Origin of the sequence: Mameliella sp. MMSF_3455, from assembly GCF_030733205.1 — a bacterium.
GTDB lineage: Bacteria > Pseudomonadota > Alphaproteobacteria > Rhodobacterales > Rhodobacteraceae > Antarctobacter.
Genome location: NZ_JASHJL010000001.1, coordinates 1 through 17,529, shown reverse-complemented (window position 1 = coordinate 17,529; position 17,529 = coordinate 1). Strand labels below are relative to the sequence as shown.

The following is a 17,529-nucleotide window of genomic DNA, read 5'->3' as shown; positions in this document are numbered from 1 at the left end:
GTTAATACATCTTGAGCAGGTCGTCATCCGAGACCGGCAGCCTTACATCGAGGTCGCCACCGTAAGCTGGCGCCCTTTCCGTCCCGATCACGCTGGTTGTCACGTCGGGCCCTTTGCCGTCCGTCCCAAACAGGCGCGTCTCTGCCTCTTTCGGCGTTTCCGGCTTGGCATCCGGCTTCTGGGGTCGCGCACTGCCACCACTGCGGCCACCGCTCTTTGGCGGATCCACGATGAGGCCGAAGCGCCTGGCAAGATCCTTCTTCGCGGCGTCGGGCATGTTCGGGTTTTCCAAGAGGCGAAGCAGGTCCATCGCCTCATCGGGGACGCCGGTCGCCGCCTGGTAATCGCCAAGCGCAGCATCGCCGCCCATGCCGTTCAGGCCTGCGGCCCGGGTCAGCGCAGCACCACCCAGCATCGGAGACAGGAACGCCAGAAGCGGTGAGCCTGAACCTGCAGCGGCCTTAGTAGCGGCCTGGACCGCGGCCTTGACCAGTGCCAGTTGTTCGTCCGACCCGCGCGCAGGCAGAATGCCACCTTCGCCACGGCTAAACAGACCGCGACCGAACACCGAACCATTGTCGAGAACTTCGCGCGGCGCCGGCTTGGGCGGCATGGTTGCGCCCTGATGCCCCATGATCCCCTTCAATGGAGTGTCCTCCCGTGGAATTGCCGGTCTGTGGCCGCCTCCTGCATGTTGAACACGTCGTCCTGCAGCTCGGAGAGGTCTTCATAAAGGCTGTCGATCTTCCGGTAGGCATCGCGCAGCGCTGCGGTCAGCAAGCCGAAGTAATCGATGACGCTGATATTCTCCGGGGTTCCCAAGCCGGTCAGGCGCTGGAAGTCCTGTGCCATCGGGCCAATGTGCGTCTCCCGGTCCTGCCCATCCCGGTACGCCCAGGCGTAGACGGGCAATTCGCGAACGATGTCTTCCGCCCAATCCTCGGGAACGGAGTCGCTGACGGTCTTGACCGCTGCCGACGACTTGATGAGCGCCGATCCAAGCGAGCCGAGCGCGGACGCAGTTTGCATCTTCTGCTGTTGCGACTGGTTGTAGGCCTGCAATTGCTGGTTGTACTGATTGTTGACCAGTCCACTGTAGTCGATATTCGCGGCACCGGTCGCGGCCATGTTGATGGGGGGCTGGTAATTGCCGCCCATCAGCGCGGCGATTTCGGCCATTGCCCCCTGCCGTTCCGCCTGGTCGAGTCCGAACTGCCGTGTCTGCTCTTGCCCCGCCGCGATATTGGCATCCTGCGCCAGCCGGGCGATGGTCGCCTGCGTCTCGGTCAGCTGGTTCCCATAGGCGTCATTCCACGCCGAACTGCCGACAGGCATCCCACGGGCCTGCAGGTTTGTGATCAGCTTGTCCTGGCTCTTCTCGATAGCCGGGGCCATAAGTGAGAAGTTGCGTTTAAAGATGTCCTCGGCGACGTCGCTGCGATCCTGCACCCGGGCGGCATCCGGCAAGTTGTCGATATTCTGGTCGATGAACGACCCGGTGAAGTCGATAGCGGCAGGTTCGAGCCGTTCCCTGATGGCTTGCTGGGTGGGGCTTTCGATATTGTAGACAGCGCTCTGCTGGCCTTTGCCCGGCGGCGCGGCCACGAACTCTCCAGTGTCCGGGTCGGTGTGCCCATAGACGACGCCGGCGCCAGACGGCGTGTAGACGTTCGAATTGTTGTACCGAAACTCAGCCGCCGCCGTTTTCGTCGGCGAGGGCGGTGAGGGTGCGCTGCCTCCCTTGCCCATCTTGAATCCACCTGCATTGCTCACGAAGTAGCTTCAAGACTACGAGGTCCGCCCCGTCCGGTGCGGCAAACTTCACGATGGCCTCGGGCCAGAACCCAAGCTTGGTGGCCAGATTAAGGGATTCCAAGTTTGTAGCCCCAACCACCACTGAAATCGCACGGCAATTCAGGTCTATAAACGGATAGGCGAATATCCCGCGCAAGGTATGTCGGTCGGCCCAGCGGCTGCCCGGCACTGCCGCGATCGAGGCTTCCAGGTGGATTCCGTTATACCGCTCGTAGACCACCCCGGCGACAAGGCGCTTTCCCTTGATGACGCCGATTGCCCGCGCACCCGGCATGACCTGGAACGTGGGTATCCGCTTCCCGACCCATTGGGCGATCTTCTCGTCCGCGCCGTAGACCAGCGCGCGGTCGCGGATCAGGTGACCCGCAGCGTCAGGTTGACCAGTTGCGCCCATTTCGCAGTCACCTCCATGCGGATTTGAAACACGTCGCCCACGGCATCACTGCCAATCAACTCGTTGAGCGCGATGGTCTCCCCGCCGCTGGCTGCCGTCTCCGGCTCGATGGTCACGGTCTGCCATGACTCATCGAGGTCAGCCGCGGTCTCGTCGTGGTCCACCAGGACGGCGAGGCGCACGCTGAGAGGGCCTTTGGCAAGGATCGAAGGCGTCACCGACTCGATGGATGTGAAGCCGCTGCGGAACCAGCCCGTTCGCAGAACAGCGGTCATTTCATCGCCATCTGTCTTTGATGTGGTCAGCCTTGCCGGACGGCCATCCAATGCGGTGAACTCCGTGTTTCCGGCCAGGTTGTGCCAGTCCAGCGCCGGGTAGTCGGATTTCTCCCAGGTGCCAGACTTGGTGTAGAACACCCATTGCTCGGACACGCCAGCGAACACCCTGTTGATGATCACCATCCGCTGATCCGCAGAGGCGTGCAGGATCCAATCACCGCCATCATCTGCAGCCTGAACGAGGTCATCGGCCACAGGTTGCGACACTTGCTTGACCAGGGCCATTTGCCCTTGACTGATCGTCTGCTGGATCGAAACCACACCCTTTGGCGTCAGAACCCACAGGTCTGATCCGATCTGCTGGAAGGCCTTGGGCCCGAGCGGCGGGGCGATCTGCAGCCTGTTTAGTTGGCGCCAATCGTTTTGGTCACCCGGGTCGAGGCCTTCATAGGTCACGACCTGCCCGGTACTCGTGAAGATCGCCAGAACGTCGTTCATACCATGCCCGGCGTCGACGGTAAGCGACGCCATTTCAAGGATGGACCCGGTGATGTTCCCGAGCCGGTCCAGCGGGAATTGCGTGAGTGCGCCGGTCACCGCTCCGACACCGCCATAGTAGAACTCAAGCGTGCCGCCACGCACCCAGAAATAGGGCCGGTCGTGGTGAGCAAGGAACCCGTCGAAGTCGCTCTGCGTGACGCTGGTGCTGGTCGTGAACGCCGGTGTCGAAAAGGTCGAGCCATTGAAGGCGAGAGGATCGCCGATCCCGTCAGCGATGATCACCTGCCCACTGAGGGCGCTGAAAGAAGCGTTGCCATTGCATACGCGCAGCGTCGACACGCTGGGCGTCATGGCCGTCGTCGCGGATAGCTCGATGTAGACAGAGATTGCGCCAAATTCGAAAGGAACCCTCTGCAATACGATCGGGGAGGTTTCGGCTTGGAGGTACTTGTAGCCCGGCCTCGTTTCCAGGCTGACACCAGTCGAACGCCAATTCGTCACCTCCCCTGCATATTCGATGTTCATTTCCGCGTTGCGCGCCTCTGAGAAGAGCCCGCGCAATGGAAGCGGCAAAGGCACATCGCGCCCCGTACCCGTTCCGGCTGCCTGCGCCCTCAGAGCGCGCGCTGCTGCTCTTCTCCGTATTCCGCTCATGTCCTGATCATCCAGTTGACCGCCACGACCGGCGGGATGATGTCGACCGGATCCCCTGATCCTGTGCTGTCTGCAGAAACGCCTGTCGTGTTCGATCCGATGGTTCCAGACACGGAGGCTGAATCGACCGTGACGCCTGTGGTTGCGCTGTCGACTGTGGCGCCCGTGGTTGCGCTGTCGACCGTTACGCCCGTGGCGTCTGATGTCGTTGACCCGCTTCCGTCATAGTCGGCTACTGTCGCCCCGGACCCGGACGCAACCTCCTCGCTTCCACTCGTCTCGTCCGTATGGTCGTGACCCGCATCCGTGATCGTATGGCTGTGGCCCGGGTCCGTAACGGAGTGCCCGTGCCCGGGGTCGGTGACGCCGTGAGTGTGCGCCCCGCCGCTGAAAGTGTGGTCATGCCCGGGATCTGTGATGGTGTGCGTGTGAGCCGGAAGCTGGTCGACGGTCAGATTTATTGACGCCGCGCCACCGTACCCGAGAAGCGCCAGCGCCGGCCCCCCGCCTGCTCCCATGACGGAACGCCCGCGCAGATCCGGCAGGTTGAAGGTGGTCGGGGTCTCTCCAAAGGCCGCGCCGATGACCGCATAGAGGTCTGGGTAGTCGGCTTTCAGCAAGGCGCTGCCGTCGCAGATCGCCCAAGCATCGTTCGGCGCCGCTGTCGCCAAGGTCGGGATCAGCGCACCAGTCGGAGTCTGGATGCTAACCACGGCGGCTATCAAATCAGAGATGTTGTTCGGAGGAACGTCGTAGTTGCGGGTGCGCCGTCGGTAATATTCGACCTCCGGGATGTCGACCTGTGGCATCAGGTCACCGACCAAATGCGCCCGTTTCCCGTGACGCCATCCTCAAGTGGGTAACAGTCCCACTCTTGGCCCGAACTGCCAAGGCGGAAGCCACGGGCGCCGCCCGCGTCCTCTGCTATCTTCACTTCGAGCTCTGCCTCATATTCCGCGGCGCGTTCGGCATAGGGCAATCCAAGCGCCCGTTGAAGGTGCCAGGTCATCCCCAAGGAAAGCAGGTGATCGTCCTCAAAAGCCGGGTAATCGTTGTCTGTGGTGAAAGCCTCGCGGCGCACCTGGGGGACCGGCTGCACCTGCGATTGCGGGTCAAGCCGCTTGAGGTATTCACTCGCCGACTCCCCCCATAGGCCGACGTCATAGCCCACGCCAACCGTACCGTACCGGAACACGCCATCGCCAGGCGTGCCCAGAAGGTCGTCATTGGTCAGGTACAGCCAGCCATCGCGGGAAACCGCAGGCTCCACGATCTGAATTGGTTCCGACGTCAGATCGAGGTCGCCGTCCTGAATGCCGGAGACGACAGGATACCGGCTGATGTACTCGATGGTCACCAACTCCTCGGCGGTCGGGGTCGGGTCGATCCAAAGCGCGTTGTTCTTGATGCGCCAGCCGTGCGGGGACACCTGTGCCACGCCACCGTAGAGCCACCACGACCACGCCTGCGGGGTAGCCGGGCCAACCAGCCCCATAGGCCAGCCGTTGCGCTGTTCCGTCTGCGGGATCACGCGCAGGAAGTCGGGCGGCAGGCGGTAGGCATAGGTCGACGGCTTGAGCGCAAAGGTCCAGGTGCTGTGGAACTCGGACAGGCCCACCCAGCGCGTGCGCCGGAGGTAGTCGCGCAGAACGTCATGCGCCGCCGTGCGCAGGATCTTGGCCACCCTGGTATTGGTCCCGAACAGGGCAGAAGGCGCCGGGGCGGTTGCGTCCCGCTCCGCTGCCTCTTGCGCAATGGTCAGGATCGTGCGCGGCATGGCCTCAGCCGCCCGCCAGTTGATCGCGCAGGCGGAAGCCCAGCAATGGCCAGAGTTTTTCGCGGGCGTTCGCGTGGGCGATCTTGCGGCCGAGCTCAGCGTTGAAATTCTCGGGCGAGGCGCAGGCGCTTTCACCGGTGACCGTGAACCCGTTCTTCAAAGTCAGCGCGCAGATCGTCAGCTGCGTGCGCGGAAAAACGTGAAAGTCCTCGTCCACGATTTCGGCGTCCAGATCATCCGGCGTGATGCGCTTTGCGGTCAGGCCCTTGCCCTTGATTTCGGCCTCGATGTCCTGTTCGTCTTTGTTCATCGTCTCAGTCCTTCATCGGGTCAGGCATGTCGGAAAGGTCATCATTGCCGGTGACGACATCGCCTCCGGCCATGAATCCGTCGTCGTCCGGGAACTCATAGGGGGCGTCGTCCACCGTCGCGGCGGCGGCCTGAACAGCGGTGGTCACGGCGGCGGACTGCGCCGGGTGCCCGGATGCGCTGTGGCGCAGGACGTCGTTCTCGGCCTGCAGGCGGTTGTTGTTCGCTTCGAGGCGCGCCAGTCGATCTTCCATCGCCTTGATCGCCTCTTCGGCCTTGGCCTGGACGTCGGCGGCGGTCACGATTTCCTCGTTCTCGTCCTTCTTGTCCTGCCATCCCTTCGCGACCTTGTAGACGCGGCTTGCGGACATGCCGATCTGCGACACCTGGTCGGGATGCAGCGACAGGAGGTCTTCGACGCAGGTGATCGCGTGAAGTTCGAGCAGCCCAATTTCGGAACGCGACACGCCGGGGATGTCGCTGAGCGGCGTCCCGTTTGATGGCGCGGTCTCGTATTGCGTGAAGATGCCGAACTCCTGCGGGTAGAGCCGTGCAGCGTCCTGCTGGGAGATATAGGCGTGGGAGACGGTATAGCGGTCCCCGATCGGCTGCTTGGCGATGCACAGGCGGTTGACGATCTTGCCGTTCATCGCCGGGTTCTTGGTTCGCAGCTGGACCTTGGTCCAGAAAAAGCCCACGCGAACGTCGCCCTTCCCTCTGACGGGCCCGAGGTGGGACGAAAGGTTCTGTCCTGTGAGGTTCTTCGCAAATCCGGATTCGATCATGGTCTGGGTCTCCGTGTGAAAGCAAAGGGGCGACCGGGGCCGCCCCTTCGTGTCGTCAGTCGGTCAGGACGCCGCTGAGTTTGCGGTTGTCGTCCACGAAATTGCCCATGCCGGCGAGGATCACGGTGTCCGAGTCCTCGGTCAGCGGGCGCCGCGGGCCGGCCAGAACCACGTTGTTCCGCTTCTTGTGCATGATCAGCTCGATCGTACCCAAGTTCAGGAATTTCATGCCGGCCGGGGCGAAACCGCCTTGGCCACCATCAGCGACAACCGGGCAGGTCTCAAACATGATGTTGGAGAATCCGCCTGCGGCCAACTTCTTGTCCATGAACCGCTGCTGCGCCTGCAGCGACTGGTTGTAGACGCTGTAGTAGCTGTTGTCGCTGACGATCAGGTTCGGCTTGTCCGTGCCGCGGCAGGTTTCCAGCCAGAGGTCCAGCATGTCGCCGTAGATCGCCGCCGTGGTGGCGCCGCCGGTGGCCGCACGCTGGTTGTCCCACCAGGTATAGGTGGACGAGTTGATCCCGCCCACGGTCGCGCCGGCGGTGCTCGAAATGAGCAGCGACAGACCGCCGTATTCCTTGCCGGAATAGGTGGTGCCGTCACCATGCGCCGCCAGGTGCATCTGGTTCTGGATGGTCTTTTCCGCGTGCATGGTGCGGGCGCGCATCATGCCGATGATCTGCTCGCGACCATCGTTCTGCAGCATTTCCAGACCGGAAATCGAGACGCCGCAGGCGTACTGCTTCCACGGGAATTCCGCCGAAGTCAGGACTTCCTGGCCAGCGATGTTCAGGCCTTCTCGGCCCGTATACCACTGGAAGTTCTCGTTCTCCTCACCGACCATGATCGGCGTGGTGATGGTGCGACCGCCGCCGATGGTGCGGATGCGCCCGCGACGGCGCAGCTCGTAGTACAGGATGTTGTTCTTCGAGACGGCATCAGCGATGTTCTTGCGGCGGTGCGCAAGGGTCGCGGTCATCACTTCGCCCCAGTTCGGATTCGCCATGTTCTTTCCTTCGTGGCGATCCCGCGCGTCAGCCGGTCAGCTGCTGGTCGACCAGCCCGCCAATCAGCGAGTTGAGGTCGTCCGTGTCTTGCGCGGGGCGACGAGGGGCGCCCTGGCCGCCACCGTCTACACTCATGCTGGCCCGCTTGGCCTTGTCGGCCTGCGCTTCCGCTTTCTTCGGTTCTGGTTGTGCCGGTTGTGGCGCGGGCTGTGCGGCGGGATTGGGAACCGCCCCGCCCTGCCCCCGGATCTCGTTCACGATGCCGTTGTAGATCGCGTCGAGGTCTTCGAAGGTGATTGAGCCCGGCTGACCGCCGCGGCGCTGTGACAGTTCCCGGGCTGCTGCCGTGATTTGTGGCTGCAAGGTGGCGAAGAGCGGGCGCTTGGGTTGCCCGGTCGACTGGTCCACCTCGTTGATGAAAGCGTTGAAATGCGCCTCCGCGTCCCGGGTCTGCTGGAATTGTGGGCTGTCGGGGCCCTGCGCTTCGGCAAGGCGCTTCGCGCGCCGCGCAGCCAGCACCTCGTCGTCCTCGAACAGGTCTTCATCCGCCGGGGACACCTGGTAGCCCAGTTTCTTAGCCGCCTCGTTCAGCACGTCCACGATCTTGTCGGGCGATGCGGCCATTTCCTTGGCGGCCCACGCCAGGTATCCCGCCGGATCGCTGCTGGCATATTCGGCAATGCCGGTCAGGCGCTTGGCCATGTCGGACGGGCTGGCGCCCCAGCGCTTCATTTCGTCCTTCGCGAATGCCGACTCGAACGGGGCCATCGCCTCGGTCGATGCTTTCAGGCGGCGCGTTACCTCCTCGCGGCGGTCATCCGGCAGATCGGCAAGAAGGTCGTCCTGCGACATGGATGTAAGGTCTGCGGCCGCATCCTTGTCGCCCGCCCCGTCGCCCTTGTCGCCGGAGGCCTCATCTTCGGGCTTCTTGCCGTCCTCGGGGGCGGCTGCGTCTGCCTCGGGCTTTTCGTCCGCCTTGTCCTCGGCGGGTTTCGCGCCCTTGTCTTGCTCGGGATCCTTGGGATCCGGCTTCTCTTCCCCCTTGATCCGGGCATCGGAAACCAGATCGGCGCCGTCCTCGGCGCTCACACGATGGTCGTCGGTGCCTGTGGCCTCATCGGGGGGCTGATCGAGACCGCCGTCATCATCGGGCGTATCGTCATCGAAGCCCTGGTCGGACAGGGCCTTGTCGATGATTGCGGACGTTTCGTCTTCGAACAGGTCGTCGTCTTTGTCGGTGCCGGACATTGAACACTCCGTTTCTGGGTGCTCGCATCATCCGGTACGGTCTATGCGCTGTGCGGCGAATCCACCTTTTGCACCAGGGACAGCCGGAAAGCGTGCTGCGCCTTGATCGCAAAGTCCTCAAGGTCAGCCCGGGCGCGGTGCCGGGCGCGGGACACTTCACCGGGCGCCGTGCGCAATGCGATCGCCGCGTCCACAACGCCCTGCATTTCACCTGCCTTGCGGTTGATGGCCTCGCGAAAGCGGCGCTCCTCGTCGGATTCCCCGGCGAACTCGGGCAGCGGCCAGCTGGTCATTCGATTACCTCGATGTCGGATGCCTCGATGTCTGTTCCGTCGTCCAAGGAGCCCCGGTCGTCAACGCGCTCTAGGTTTGTTACGTCGAACCCGGCCCGGTTGGACAGGTACTCGGTGTCGGTCTGCGAGACATCAGCGATCAGCTGGGCGACCTCGCGCTCCTGCTCGCGCTCATAGGTCCAGTGGTCGGTTTCGCTTCGCACACCCTCGTCGTATTCAACCAGGTCATGCTTCCGCATGTACTCGCGCTTGTCGTTCCGTGACTGAATCACCTCTGCCGTCTCAGTCACGCCGGTCTTGAACGGCTCGAACGGCGGCGCCACGCGCGGCGTTGCCAGATCCGGGTTGCGCGGCGGCGCGGGACGGCGGCAGTTGTGCGGCCAAGGCTGGTCGAGGCGGTGCCAGCCACCACAGGACCGGCATTTGCGGGACCGGCCCGGCCCGCTGGTCTCGATGGGGTCAGGCGCGCCGAAAATGGCGGCGTGCCGGTCAGCGTCCATTTCGTAGCGCATCGACGTCACACCTCGACGGGCTTCTTGTGGAAAATCGGCATGGGTTATCTCTCCCCAATCATGTCTAGGATCGAGAAAACGGGCGGCTGGACGGCTTCCGGCGCAGAATGGCCCGGGGCGGCATAATTCAGGTTGGTGACCACCGGCGCGGGCCCTGTAGTGACCGGCTGCGTGGTGTACCCTCTCTGCGCCGCTTCGCGCTGCATGGCCGCTATCATTTTCTCAGGCGGCTCCCAATCACGGCCAATAGCCTGCATGAGTTGGTCGATCCGTGCCACAGTCCCGATGAAGCCCTGGCCGGAATAGAATTGGTCACGGGCCTCCTTGTCGAGTCCGTGAGGGGCTTGTGGGAGTTGCGCGATCAGACCCCGCCACCCAGACATGTCCTGCGCACTTGGCTGTGGCTGCGCTGCGTATGGGCTTGCGGGATCGCTGACATTGGCTGTCGGCTGCTCTGTGGTCTGCGCAGGCGCGCCCGGCGTCGCCACCGGTGCTGTCTGCCCCCCGGCGCCGGCAAAGAACCGGTCGAGGATGCCTTGCGCGGTATCGCTGACCTGGTGCGGGGCCTGCACGCTGGTTGGCGACCTCATAGGCACATCGCCCTGCCCTGCGACGTTCTTCATGCTTCCGCTCCCTGTGCCTGTGGTGCCTCGGGCGGCTCGCCCTGGTCGGTCATGGCATCCGCCGCCTTGCTCACCAAGTCGCCACCAATCTTCATGCGCTCGATTTCCTTCTCGTGCGCACGCTCCTTGTCGTTGTTGGCCTGCTGCATCGCCTCGATTTCCTTATCCACCTCGGCGCGGATCTTGGCGACGGTCACCTGTGTATCTTCCTGCTGCTCTTGACCTTGTGGCTCATCCGGCAGTGCGGCGATCATGGATTCCAGCGTGCGGGACTTCGGGAACCCGCGCACGCCGAAGAGCAACAGCTCCTTGGCAGTCTTCATGTCGAAGACGCCGGACTGCATCATGGGCGCAAGCTGCTGGACGAACTGCGAGAATGCGCCAAGGAACTCGATGCGCGCCTCCTTGTCGGCTTGCTCGTCGGCGAGGATGGTCGATTGCGTCTCGATGTTGATCGTTATCTTGCGACCGAAGTCGCTGCGCAGGCGGTCATGCACCTCTTCGTAGGAGGTCTTCGGAATCTCGATGTCCGGCGGCGGCGTGGGCGCGGGTGGCATCTGGCCGAACTGGACGCCGGCGGCGGCAAGTTGCTGCAGCTGGTCGTACATCTGCATGTCCTGCTGGAACTGCTGTTGGGCCAGCTGCGCCTGCATGGCGATGGCTTCGCGTTCCGCCCGGGTCATGGGCAGATCGAGCCCGGTGATGTCGGCGATGGTCTGGGTGTCGAAGTGCTCAAGCCCGATTTCCATCATGATCTGCAGGGTTTCGAGCGCGAAAATGGCCATGCGGCGCTGCTTGTCCGACAGGCGCAAGCCAGCATAGCGACCCTTGATCTTCTGGGCCGTGGCAGTCTCGCTGGGATCCGTGGATGCGCGCATGACGTCGGACACGCCGGATGCCTCGAACATGGCGTCTTTCGCCTCGCGGCGCATGGTGGACAGCGCTTGCACCGCTTTGATCATCGCCTCGATTGGTAGCCACTGGATGAGGTTCAGCGATCCGCCTTTTTCGATGAACTGCAGCCAAGCCGACACCGGGATCATTTCGTTCTTGCCGTTCAGGAGTTTCTTCACCTCCTGCTGCATGTCGCCCGGGAACAGGCCAGAGACGGACAGAGCGTCGAGGATGACCTTCATCTTCTTGGTGGCCAGGTCGATTTCGTCGGCGCGCTGCTCGTAATACTTGATGTCCGGGCGCGGGGTCAGGCTCTGCCCCTTCACCGTCGCCGTCAGCGGGCGCGGGAACGGATAGAACCGCTCAAGGCCCAGGATGTCCGGGCGCTTGTCGAGCACGCCGTTGTTGTAATTGGCCGACCACCAGATCACCTCTTGCGTCTCGGCTGACCAGATTTCCCAGACCATCGCCGTGTCGAACGGGCTGCGGGCGCGGGCGCCGGTCTCGTTGATGGGCATGACACTCGAAAACCCGTCGTCTTCGTCGTCGCGCATCCCGCGCGCCTTGTCCTTCATGCCGGGCGTGTCAAAGGACATCTGGTCGGCGACATCCTGACCGAACCGCTTGGAAACCTTGGTGCGCGTCATGGGCACCTCGACGGCCACCCAGGGCATTTCATCCCAGCTCGACGCCGGAGCACAGAGGAACCGGCGCCACTCGGTCGCGCGCGGCAGAACCTCCTCGCCGGTCTTCTTTTCGCTGGTCACCTCCTCGGGGATGGTGACCCCGGGGAACCGCGGATGCGGGCGCTGCACGACCTCGGTAACCGTCTCGAAGCGGGCCTTATAGAGCACGCGCGCCGTGGCGCGGCCGGCAATCAGCCAGTCGTTGCGCGCGTTCATCATCGGGACGTCGAAATCCGTGGTGTCCAGAAGGTAGTTTGCGAACCGCTGCCCGACCTCGGCGGCCATCAGCCCGGTCTCGTCCACCTTTCCATCGCCGTAGAACCGGCGGCGCACCACCGGCTGCGGTGTCTCGGAATAGACCAGCGGCGCCAGCACGTCGATGTTCGCGTGGATCAGGGCCGTCTTGTCGGTGATCTGGTTTTCGCTCTTGCCGGAGTCACGGTCACCACCCCGGCCCGGGTCATTGTCGGGGCCGAAATAGGAGGCTTCGCATTCCTCGGCCTCCATGCGCCAGCGGTTCTCATAGGTCAGGCCCGCCGTGATCTGGCCGTCCCAGAATTTCCATTCCTCATGGGCGCCCTTGGCCTCGGCGTCCTCTGGCGTCTCGGGGTCATCAATGTCGGGCAGGTCTTCCGTGGCGGGTTCGTAGGGAACCGCCTCATTGCCATCCACCGTTGCAGCGAAAGCGCTGACGACCTCTCTGCGATCATCCATCAGGTTGTCCCGTCGTAGACGCTCAAGACGTCGCCGGGCGAGACCGCGCGCCATTCCACGGCGCCGGACGGGATATACTGGTGCGCGGCTGTCGCGGCGGTTGCACCGTCATTCAAGACCGTCGCCGCCGGCGTGATCTTGATGTGGCAACCAGCGTCCGCAACGAGACGCACAAGCGTTGTGGTCGATCCGAAGGCGGCGGCGCTGATGGCGGACGTGAAAGCAACCTTCTGCTCCACTGAGGCAGGCTCGCGCGCCAATGGGATAGCGTCGAAGGCGCCACCACCGCGCCCTGTCCTCGCTTGCAGCGCGCCGAAGTGTGCATATTCCGTGATGTAGAGATTGGCCATGCTCTCGCCCCTGGTCGTCAGCGGTTGTGACGTGAGAATAGATCATCCAGGGACTCCCCGTGCGGCGAACCTTTCGGCGGCGGCGGTTCGCCTTCCAGCACCTTATCCAGGAACCGGCCAAACAAGGTCGCGGCATCAACCGTGTCGTCGTGCGGCGCAGTCGGGAACTGCATCAACTCTTGCTCGAATGCGTCGAGGTCGGACAGGAAGGATTTTCGCACCTTGTCCCGCTGAGGCAGGAACAGTTTGCCCAGTTGCCCCATACCCAACAGAGCGTGCGCGCGCTGTTCCTTGCTGGTGCTGCTGGTCATCTGCGTTCTAAAGACGTGGACGCTCTCCTTGCGCATCATCATCTTGAGGAACGGTCCGACGCCGGACATGATCTGCCCTGCCTCTTCCACCGCGCGCAGGGGTTTCCATTTCTTGACCAGGCGAATCCACTCGCTCACCCAGACATCGGACGTCGTACGGCCCCGCCACATGTCGAGGAGGTAGATGTTGGATTCCTCATCCACGCCCCAGACCATGTGGACGGTGTAATCCGGGTTCGGCGATCCGGCCTCGCTCGTGACCGCGTAGTCACTGCTGATGTAGATTTGCAGGCGCAGCGGGTCGAGGTTGCGCGGGTTGTAGCGCTGGATATGGTCTGGCGAGAACATGAGACCTTCCTCGGGGCTCGGGCGCTGCTGGTAGAGCGCGGACCAGACCCATCCTCCGCGGGCACGCATGCCGCCAAGCTGGGCCTCCCCGAATTGATCCGGCCACAGCCAATCCCCCTTCGCGCGCCCCAAGGGATCATTCTCATGCTCGGCCACGGCGGCCAGCGACAGGACGTACCAGGCCTCGCCCGTCTCTCGATCGCGGACCCATCCGCTGCGCCCGTCATAGCCTTCCGGCAGGATCCGGCCCGCCGGGTCATCCATGTGCCAGCGCGTGAAGATCATCAGCTGCTTGCGGCGTCCCTGCAGGCGGGACAGGAGGTCGGTGCGGTACGTCTCCCATGCTTCGTCCCGCATGTGAGGCGACAGGGCGATCTTCCGGCCCTTGATGATGTCGTCCATGAACAGCCATTCGGCAGGGTTGCCGTGTTGGTTGCCTCCGAACATGCCGAAGGCGTTGTATTCGCCGCCCTGCGGGGTCGCGAATGCTTCCTTCGCAGCGGTGTCGTCAGAAAGATAGACCTCTGGCCAGGGCCATTCCTGCTTGCGCATGTAGCCACGCACACGGCCGCCGATCTTCTTGCCGTAGCGGTCGGTGTGCGCCACGCCCATGATTGCGCTGGTCGGGTGGCGCCCCATGATCCAGGACGGCAACAGGTGGCTAAACAGGGTCGTCTTGGCGTGCCGCGGCGGCATGAACACCATCGCGCGGTCTACCTTGTCCTCTTCGAGGGCCTGTCCCAGCTTGCAGGCTAAGCGGACGTGCGCCGGCGGCTCGAACCCGGTCATGCGCTGGTAGAAGCGAAGAAAGGACCGCTGGGATGCCCGGCGGTCCTCCTCGTCTGCCAGCATTTCCTCCTCGGAGGCAAGCCGAGTGTGCATCATGCGGGGTCACATCATTTTCGGGTTTGTCCAGGCGATGCCATTGGCCATGTCGAGATTGCAGTGCCTGACGATCAGGAAAACATCCTCCTGGCTATCAGGCGTCCCAGTCTTGACCGGCACCGTCAAGGCGTCGAAGCCACCTCCCAGCTGCGTCATCAGCTCGCCAGTCTCACGGTCGACCATCCTGACGCCGCGCTGGAACAGCATCTTTCGGCCCTCGATCACCATCTGCTCGCCTGGATGGAACACCCGGTCATCAAACATCACCGGGCCATCCTGGCGAACCCATGCCGCGTAGCCGTAAGAGTCGTCGTCCTCGCCATTGGCGAAGATCACCGGGCATAGCAGGAGGTCTGCCGCTTTCTTGACCGAATCTGTACCGGCGTTTCCGGTGTCTGGTCGACTATCACCGCTCGACGCTTCGCTCTGCGCCCCCATCGACAATCCAAAGAACGCCCTGAGAAAACCACGCATCATGAAGTCTCTCCCTTCTCGCTCTCCCGGCGGCGCCGGTACATTTCAAGGCGTTCGCGCAATTCGTCGTCGGGCATGTCTGCCAAGTTGACCGGCTCGTCATGCTCACCACGCACGGGCTGGCCATCCTCACCGGACCACATGCCGCGCTGCCGGCGCTCAAGCCATTTCAGGGCCGCGTTGGCGTCAGGAGGAACCTCCTTCACCACCTCGACGGTTTTCAGGATATTTCCTTCGGAATCCCTATATGTCCGCTGCTCACGAATGATGCCGCCGCAAACCGCGATGTGCGCAGACTCCGCAGCCTCGCCATCAGCGATTGTGCGACCACGGTGCAATGCATCACGAAAAGCGATGTATTGCGCTTGCCAGTCATAGAGCACCTTGACCGACACTCCGAAAACCTCAGCGATTTCCTCGTTCGTCTTCCCTGCCAGCGCCAACTGATAGGCGATCTTGTTCAGGCCTTCGTTGTAGACAGGTCGTCGGCCCGGCCCAGGTTGCCCGTGCCCGACAAGCCAGCGCCCCTTTTCGTCACGGTCAGGCATGGATGTAATCCTTGACGTTGAGCGGAGGTCTCCCTTCGCGTGCCAGCACGAACGCCGGGTCCGTGATGACGGTGATCGGAACGAATGCCGTGTGGCAGAAGATCGTGATGAACCGGCATTCCCTGAAATCGCAGAGCCACGCCCTGCGCCCGTCGCGCGAGGTGCGCCCGAGGAATGTCACGTCATCGTGCTCGCTTTCGATGGCGGCGATGATACTCAGCCACAGCAACTTGGCGGGGATGCCTGGAAGGCGCTGCTCGACCCTCTGGGCGAAATGGATGTAGGCGCCCTGGCACTTGCGCGGAACGAATGTCGGCACGTCGATCATAGCAGCAGCTCCCGGCCTTGCTCGCTCATGACCCATGCGAGGTTGCGGCCGCGCTCGATGAGACCGCGGCGGCTCAGGGCGGTGAGGAGTCCTGTTGCGGCCTGTTCGGACAGGCCCAGACCATCGCGCAGGGCGCGGGCGGCCGACTGCGCGGCGGCCCGGTCGGAAATGGCCTTGAGCGCCAGCCAGTCGCGCGGAGCAATCCGGTTGTGCAGGATCGAGCGCGGGACATGGCCGGCGCCGGTGCGCATGGCGGTGTAGGTATTCTTGTCCCCGAAGGCGATCTTGACCGGGTGCTGTGCCGGGTAGATGAACCCGCCTTGCGCCATGATTGCGACGGCGGACGCGATACTGTCGAGCTCCTGCGAGGACAGGCGGTCAAGGCTGACCTGGCCGATATGGTAGATGCAGACCGACTTTGCCGGAGCCGACCGTGCCCAGGCGCAGAACTCCGCCAGCGTTGCCACGCCGGACCGCATGGTGTCTCGGATGGAATCCCTGGACGCGACCTTGATGATGGTTTCGCCCATTTCCGGGCGCGGGGTCGATGCGATCTTTTCCGGCGCGGCCTGCGGTGGGCCTTTCGGCTCCTGCATCTTGCGCGAAATCCGGTTGATGACCTTGTACGTCGCCGGGCGCCGGCCTGCCCCCTTCTCGACAACCTCGATGTCCCCGAGGTCGATGAGCGCGCCCAGCGTCTTTTTCGCAGAGGTCACGCCGACGTTCATTTCCTCGGACAGGCGCTTGGGGCCGACCTGGATCACACCGCCATCGTCCGCGTTCTCGTCCAGCCACAGGAGGGCCATTGCGCCCAGGCGGCTGGCATCCGTGAGTTTCAGCGCCGAAACGGTCATGACGGATACCATTCGTAGAAGTACGGGCGGGGTGGTGTTGTCGCAGCACGGAGCGGGGACCAACCACGGCTAATGCGATTGTAAAATGTGGCGGGAAGGATGCCCTTTCTCTCGGCAATCTGACGGTGAAGCCAGTAGCGGGTCATTCCGCGCCCTCCCCTACTTTCGGAAACCGGCGCACATTGAAACCAGCATCCTTCAGGATCGCCTCAGCCTGCTCCTTCGACACGCGCTCTTTCTCAGGCTCCGGTGGCGGCGCTGTGGCTCGCATCCGTTCTGCCTCCTTGCGCCCGCGGATTTCCTTGAGAAGCCCGGAAATATCCCCAGGCGTAGGGCGGCGGCGGGGGTTGGCCCGGTTCCACTGACGCAGGGCGAAAACGACCTGCTCGCGCGTCCAATCCTGCAGCTCGTCGCACCACCAAGCCAGTTGCGCGGCTCGGATATCTGCGCCCTCGTTCGGCTGGAAATAGGCGCTCAGCACCACCTCGACCTCAGAAGCAATCTTCTGACGGTGATCTGCCAGCTCCTGCGGCGAAAGCGATGCGGCGTGCTGTGGCGTCGGCGTGGGGATCGTGGCCGTCATAGCGGCGGGAAGATTTGTCATCACGCAGTCCTCCGGTGATTGTGGTGAGGCGGGGGCCGACTTTGTGCGGGAAAACACCTCGCCAGCCGTTTTGAATAGAGAGATTCAGAACCGCGTCCGGGTCATGGTGGCCGATAAGCGATTTCACTGTCATTCGAGCGGCGCGTGGCGTCATCGCATTTCCGATCTCCCGCCGATGCGCCTCGAATTCCTCAGCAACCATCGGTGAGCAGACCTCGCTCAGGATCGAAATGATTTCTGACCTCTTTTCCTTCGCGCGCGACTGACGGTTCCTTGACGGTTCCTTGACGGTTCCTGACGGTTTGGGTGCACCTGGTGCGGGGGTATCCTGCAT

22 protein-coding genes are annotated in these 17,529 nt (G+C 63.3%); all 22 read right to left on the bottom strand.

Going from position 1 to position 17,529, the window contains the following annotated elements; translation table 11 throughout:
- Position 1: 1 nt before the first annotated feature.
- On the bottom strand, positions 2-646 hold the full coding sequence (locus RBB42_RS00110) for a hypothetical protein (protein ID WP_305968561.1): 645 nt from the start codon (positions 644-646) through the stop codon (positions 2-4).
- Positions 643-1,749 carry a tail fiber domain-containing protein gene (locus tag RBB42_RS00105; RefSeq protein WP_305968560.1) on the bottom strand — a complete coding sequence of 369 codons (1,107 nt, stop codon included), beginning with the start codon at positions 1,747-1,749 and terminating at the stop codon, positions 643-645. The genes RBB42_RS00110 and RBB42_RS00105 overlap by 4 nt, the downstream gene beginning before the upstream one ends.
- Positions 1,691-2,209: a hypothetical protein gene (locus RBB42_RS00100; protein ID WP_305968559.1), complete on the bottom strand. Its 519-nt coding sequence runs from the start codon at positions 2,207-2,209 to the stop codon at positions 1,691-1,693. Before RBB42_RS00100 ends, RBB42_RS00105 begins: the two co-directional genes overlap by 59 nt.
- Complete coding sequence (locus tag RBB42_RS00095) at positions 2,170-3,513, bottom strand: hypothetical protein (RefSeq protein WP_305968558.1); 1,344 nt, start codon at positions 3,511-3,513, stop codon at positions 2,170-2,172. The genes RBB42_RS00100 and RBB42_RS00095 overlap by 40 nt, the downstream gene beginning before the upstream one ends.
- Before the next feature lie 125 nt (positions 3,514-3,638).
- Positions 3,639-4,451 carry a phage tail protein gene (locus tag RBB42_RS00090; RefSeq protein WP_305968557.1) on the bottom strand — a complete coding sequence of 271 codons (813 nt, stop codon included), beginning with the start codon at positions 4,449-4,451 and terminating at the stop codon, positions 3,639-3,641.
- A complete protein-coding gene (locus RBB42_RS00085; protein ID WP_305968556.1) occupies positions 4,451-5,419 on the bottom strand; it encodes a phage adaptor protein in 969 nt (322 codons plus the stop codon). The genes RBB42_RS00090 and RBB42_RS00085 overlap by 1 nt, the downstream gene beginning before the upstream one ends.
- Positions 5,420-5,423: 4 nt before the next feature.
- Positions 5,424-5,729, bottom strand: coding sequence for a Gp49 family protein (locus RBB42_RS00080; RefSeq protein WP_305968555.1), 306 nt, complete (start codon positions 5,727-5,729; stop codon positions 5,424-5,426).
- A 4-nt stretch (positions 5,730-5,733) separates the two neighbouring features.
- Complete coding sequence (locus RBB42_RS00075) at positions 5,734-6,426, bottom strand: bZIP transcription factor (RefSeq protein ID WP_306043577.1); 693 nt, start codon at positions 6,424-6,426, stop codon at positions 5,734-5,736.
- A 142-nt stretch (positions 6,427-6,568) separates the two neighbouring features.
- The gene (locus RBB42_RS00070) at positions 6,569-7,522 is read right to left on the bottom strand and encodes a phage major capsid protein (protein ID WP_305968553.1); all 954 of its coding nucleotides are present in this window, start codon (positions 7,520-7,522) and stop codon (positions 6,569-6,571) included.
- A gap of 28 nt (positions 7,523-7,550) precedes the next feature.
- Positions 7,551-8,771: a hypothetical protein gene (locus RBB42_RS00065; RefSeq protein ID WP_305968552.1), complete on the bottom strand. Its 1,221-nt coding sequence runs from the start codon at positions 8,769-8,771 to the stop codon at positions 7,551-7,553.
- A 41-nt stretch (positions 8,772-8,812) separates the two neighbouring features.
- Positions 8,813-9,064 carry a hypothetical protein gene (locus RBB42_RS00060; protein ID WP_043145297.1) on the bottom strand — a complete coding sequence of 84 codons (252 nt, stop codon included), beginning with the start codon at positions 9,062-9,064 and terminating at the stop codon, positions 8,813-8,815.
- Positions 9,061-9,576, bottom strand: a complete 516-nt coding sequence (locus tag RBB42_RS00055; protein ID WP_305968551.1) for a hypothetical protein — start codon at positions 9,574-9,576, stop codon at positions 9,061-9,063. The genes RBB42_RS00060 and RBB42_RS00055 overlap by 4 nt, the downstream gene beginning before the upstream one ends.
- A 44-nt stretch (positions 9,577-9,620) precedes the next feature.
- Positions 9,621-10,199, bottom strand: coding sequence for a hypothetical protein (locus tag RBB42_RS00050; protein WP_305968550.1), 579 nt, complete (start codon positions 10,197-10,199; stop codon positions 9,621-9,623).
- Complete coding sequence (locus tag RBB42_RS00045) at positions 10,196-12,493, bottom strand: hypothetical protein (RefSeq protein WP_305968549.1); 2,298 nt, start codon at positions 12,491-12,493, stop codon at positions 10,196-10,198. Before RBB42_RS00045 ends, RBB42_RS00050 begins: the two co-directional genes overlap by 4 nt.
- The gene (locus RBB42_RS00040) at positions 12,493-12,843 is read right to left on the bottom strand and encodes a hypothetical protein (RefSeq protein WP_305968548.1); all 351 of its coding nucleotides are present in this window, start codon (positions 12,841-12,843) and stop codon (positions 12,493-12,495) included. Before RBB42_RS00040 ends, RBB42_RS00045 begins: the two co-directional genes overlap by 1 nt.
- A 17-nt stretch (positions 12,844-12,860) precedes the next feature.
- Positions 12,861-14,387 carry a phage terminase large subunit family protein gene (locus RBB42_RS00035; protein ID WP_305968547.1) on the bottom strand — a complete coding sequence of 509 codons (1,527 nt, stop codon included), beginning with the start codon at positions 14,385-14,387 and terminating at the stop codon, positions 12,861-12,863.
- Between the two features lie 6 nt (positions 14,388-14,393).
- Complete coding sequence (locus tag RBB42_RS00030; protein ID WP_305968546.1) at positions 14,394-14,864, bottom strand: hypothetical protein; 471 nt, start codon at positions 14,862-14,864, stop codon at positions 14,394-14,396.
- Complete coding sequence (locus RBB42_RS00025) at positions 14,861-15,409, bottom strand: hypothetical protein (protein ID WP_305968545.1); 549 nt, start codon at positions 15,407-15,409, stop codon at positions 14,861-14,863. Before RBB42_RS00025 ends, RBB42_RS00030 begins: the two co-directional genes overlap by 4 nt.
- The gene (locus RBB42_RS00020) at positions 15,402-15,737 is read right to left on the bottom strand and encodes a hypothetical protein (RefSeq protein WP_305968544.1); all 336 of its coding nucleotides are present in this window, start codon (positions 15,735-15,737) and stop codon (positions 15,402-15,404) included. Before RBB42_RS00020 ends, RBB42_RS00025 begins: the two co-directional genes overlap by 8 nt.
- Positions 15,734-16,603, bottom strand: a complete 870-nt coding sequence (locus RBB42_RS00015; RefSeq protein WP_305968543.1) for a hypothetical protein — start codon at positions 16,601-16,603, stop codon at positions 15,734-15,736. The genes RBB42_RS00020 and RBB42_RS00015 overlap by 4 nt, the downstream gene beginning before the upstream one ends.
- Before the next feature lie 130 nt (positions 16,604-16,733).
- The gene (locus tag RBB42_RS00010; protein WP_305968542.1) at positions 16,734-17,195 is read right to left on the bottom strand and encodes a hypothetical protein; all 462 of its coding nucleotides are present in this window, start codon (positions 17,193-17,195) and stop codon (positions 16,734-16,736) included.
- Positions 17,083-17,529 (bottom strand): phage replication initiator YdaU family protein (locus RBB42_RS00005; protein ID WP_305968541.1); only part of this gene is annotated, 447 nt, incomplete at its 5' end. The genes RBB42_RS00010 and RBB42_RS00005, both read right to left, overlap by 113 nt.

Bases quoted from the DNA above. Each gene is read 5' to 3' on its own strand.
- RBB42_RS00105 (WP_305968560.1), bottom strand. From the start codon at position 1,749: ATGGGCAAGGGAGGCAGCGCACCCTCACCGCCCTCGCCGACGAAAACG.
- RBB42_RS00100 (WP_305968559.1), bottom strand. From the start codon at position 2,209: ATGGGCGCAACTGGTCAACCTGACGCTGCGGGTCACCTGATCCGCGAC.
- RBB42_RS00095 (WP_305968558.1), bottom strand. From the start codon at position 3,513: ATGAACATCGAATATGCAGGGGAGGTGACGAATTGGCGTTCGACTGGT.
- RBB42_RS00090 (WP_305968557.1), bottom strand. From the start codon at position 4,451: ATGCCACAGGTCGACATCCCGGAGGTCGAATATTACCGACGGCGCACC.
- RBB42_RS00085 (WP_305968556.1), bottom strand. From the start codon at position 5,419: ATGCCGCGCACGATCCTGACCATTGCGCAAGAGGCAGCGGAGCGGGAC.
- RBB42_RS00080 (WP_305968555.1), bottom strand. From the start codon at position 5,729: ATGAACAAAGACGAACAGGACATCGAGGCCGAAATCAAGGGCAAGGGC.
- RBB42_RS00070 (WP_305968553.1), bottom strand. From the start codon at position 7,522: ATGGCGAATCCGAACTGGGGCGAAGTGATGACCGCGACCCTTGCGCAC.
- RBB42_RS00065 (WP_305968552.1), bottom strand. From the start codon at position 8,771: ATGTCCGGCACCGACAAAGACGACGACCTGTTCGAAGACGAAACGTCC.
- RBB42_RS00060 (WP_043145297.1), bottom strand. From the start codon at position 9,064: ATGACCAGCTGGCCGCTGCCCGAGTTCGCCGGGGAATCCGACGAGGAG.
- RBB42_RS00055 (WP_305968551.1), bottom strand. From the start codon at position 9,576: ATGCGCTACGAAATGGACGCTGACCGGCACGCCGCCATTTTCGGCGCG.
- RBB42_RS00050 (WP_305968550.1), bottom strand. From the start codon at position 10,199: ATGAAGAACGTCGCAGGGCAGGGCGATGTGCCTATGAGGTCGCCAACC.
- RBB42_RS00045 (WP_305968549.1), bottom strand. From the start codon at position 12,493: ATGGATGATCGCAGAGAGGTCGTCAGCGCTTTCGCTGCAACGGTGGAT.
- RBB42_RS00040 (WP_305968548.1), bottom strand. From the start codon at position 12,843: ATGGCCAATCTCTACATCACGGAATATGCACACTTCGGCGCGCTGCAA.
- RBB42_RS00035 (WP_305968547.1), bottom strand. From the start codon at position 14,387: ATGATGCACACTCGGCTTGCCTCCGAGGAGGAAATGCTGGCAGACGAG.
- RBB42_RS00030 (WP_305968546.1), bottom strand. From the start codon at position 14,864: ATGATGCGTGGTTTTCTCAGGGCGTTCTTTGGATTGTCGATGGGGGCG.
- RBB42_RS00025 (WP_305968545.1), bottom strand. From the start codon at position 15,409: ATGCCTGACCGTGACGAAAAGGGGCGCTGGCTTGTCGGGCACGGGCAA.
- RBB42_RS00020 (WP_305968544.1), bottom strand. From the start codon at position 15,737: ATGATCGACGTGCCGACATTCGTTCCGCGCAAGTGCCAGGGCGCCTAC.
- RBB42_RS00015 (WP_305968543.1), bottom strand. From the start codon at position 16,603: ATGGTATCCGTCATGACCGTTTCGGCGCTGAAACTCACGGATGCCAGC.
- RBB42_RS00010 (WP_305968542.1), bottom strand. From the start codon at position 17,195: ATGACAAATCTTCCCGCCGCTATGACGGCCACGATCCCCACGCCGACG.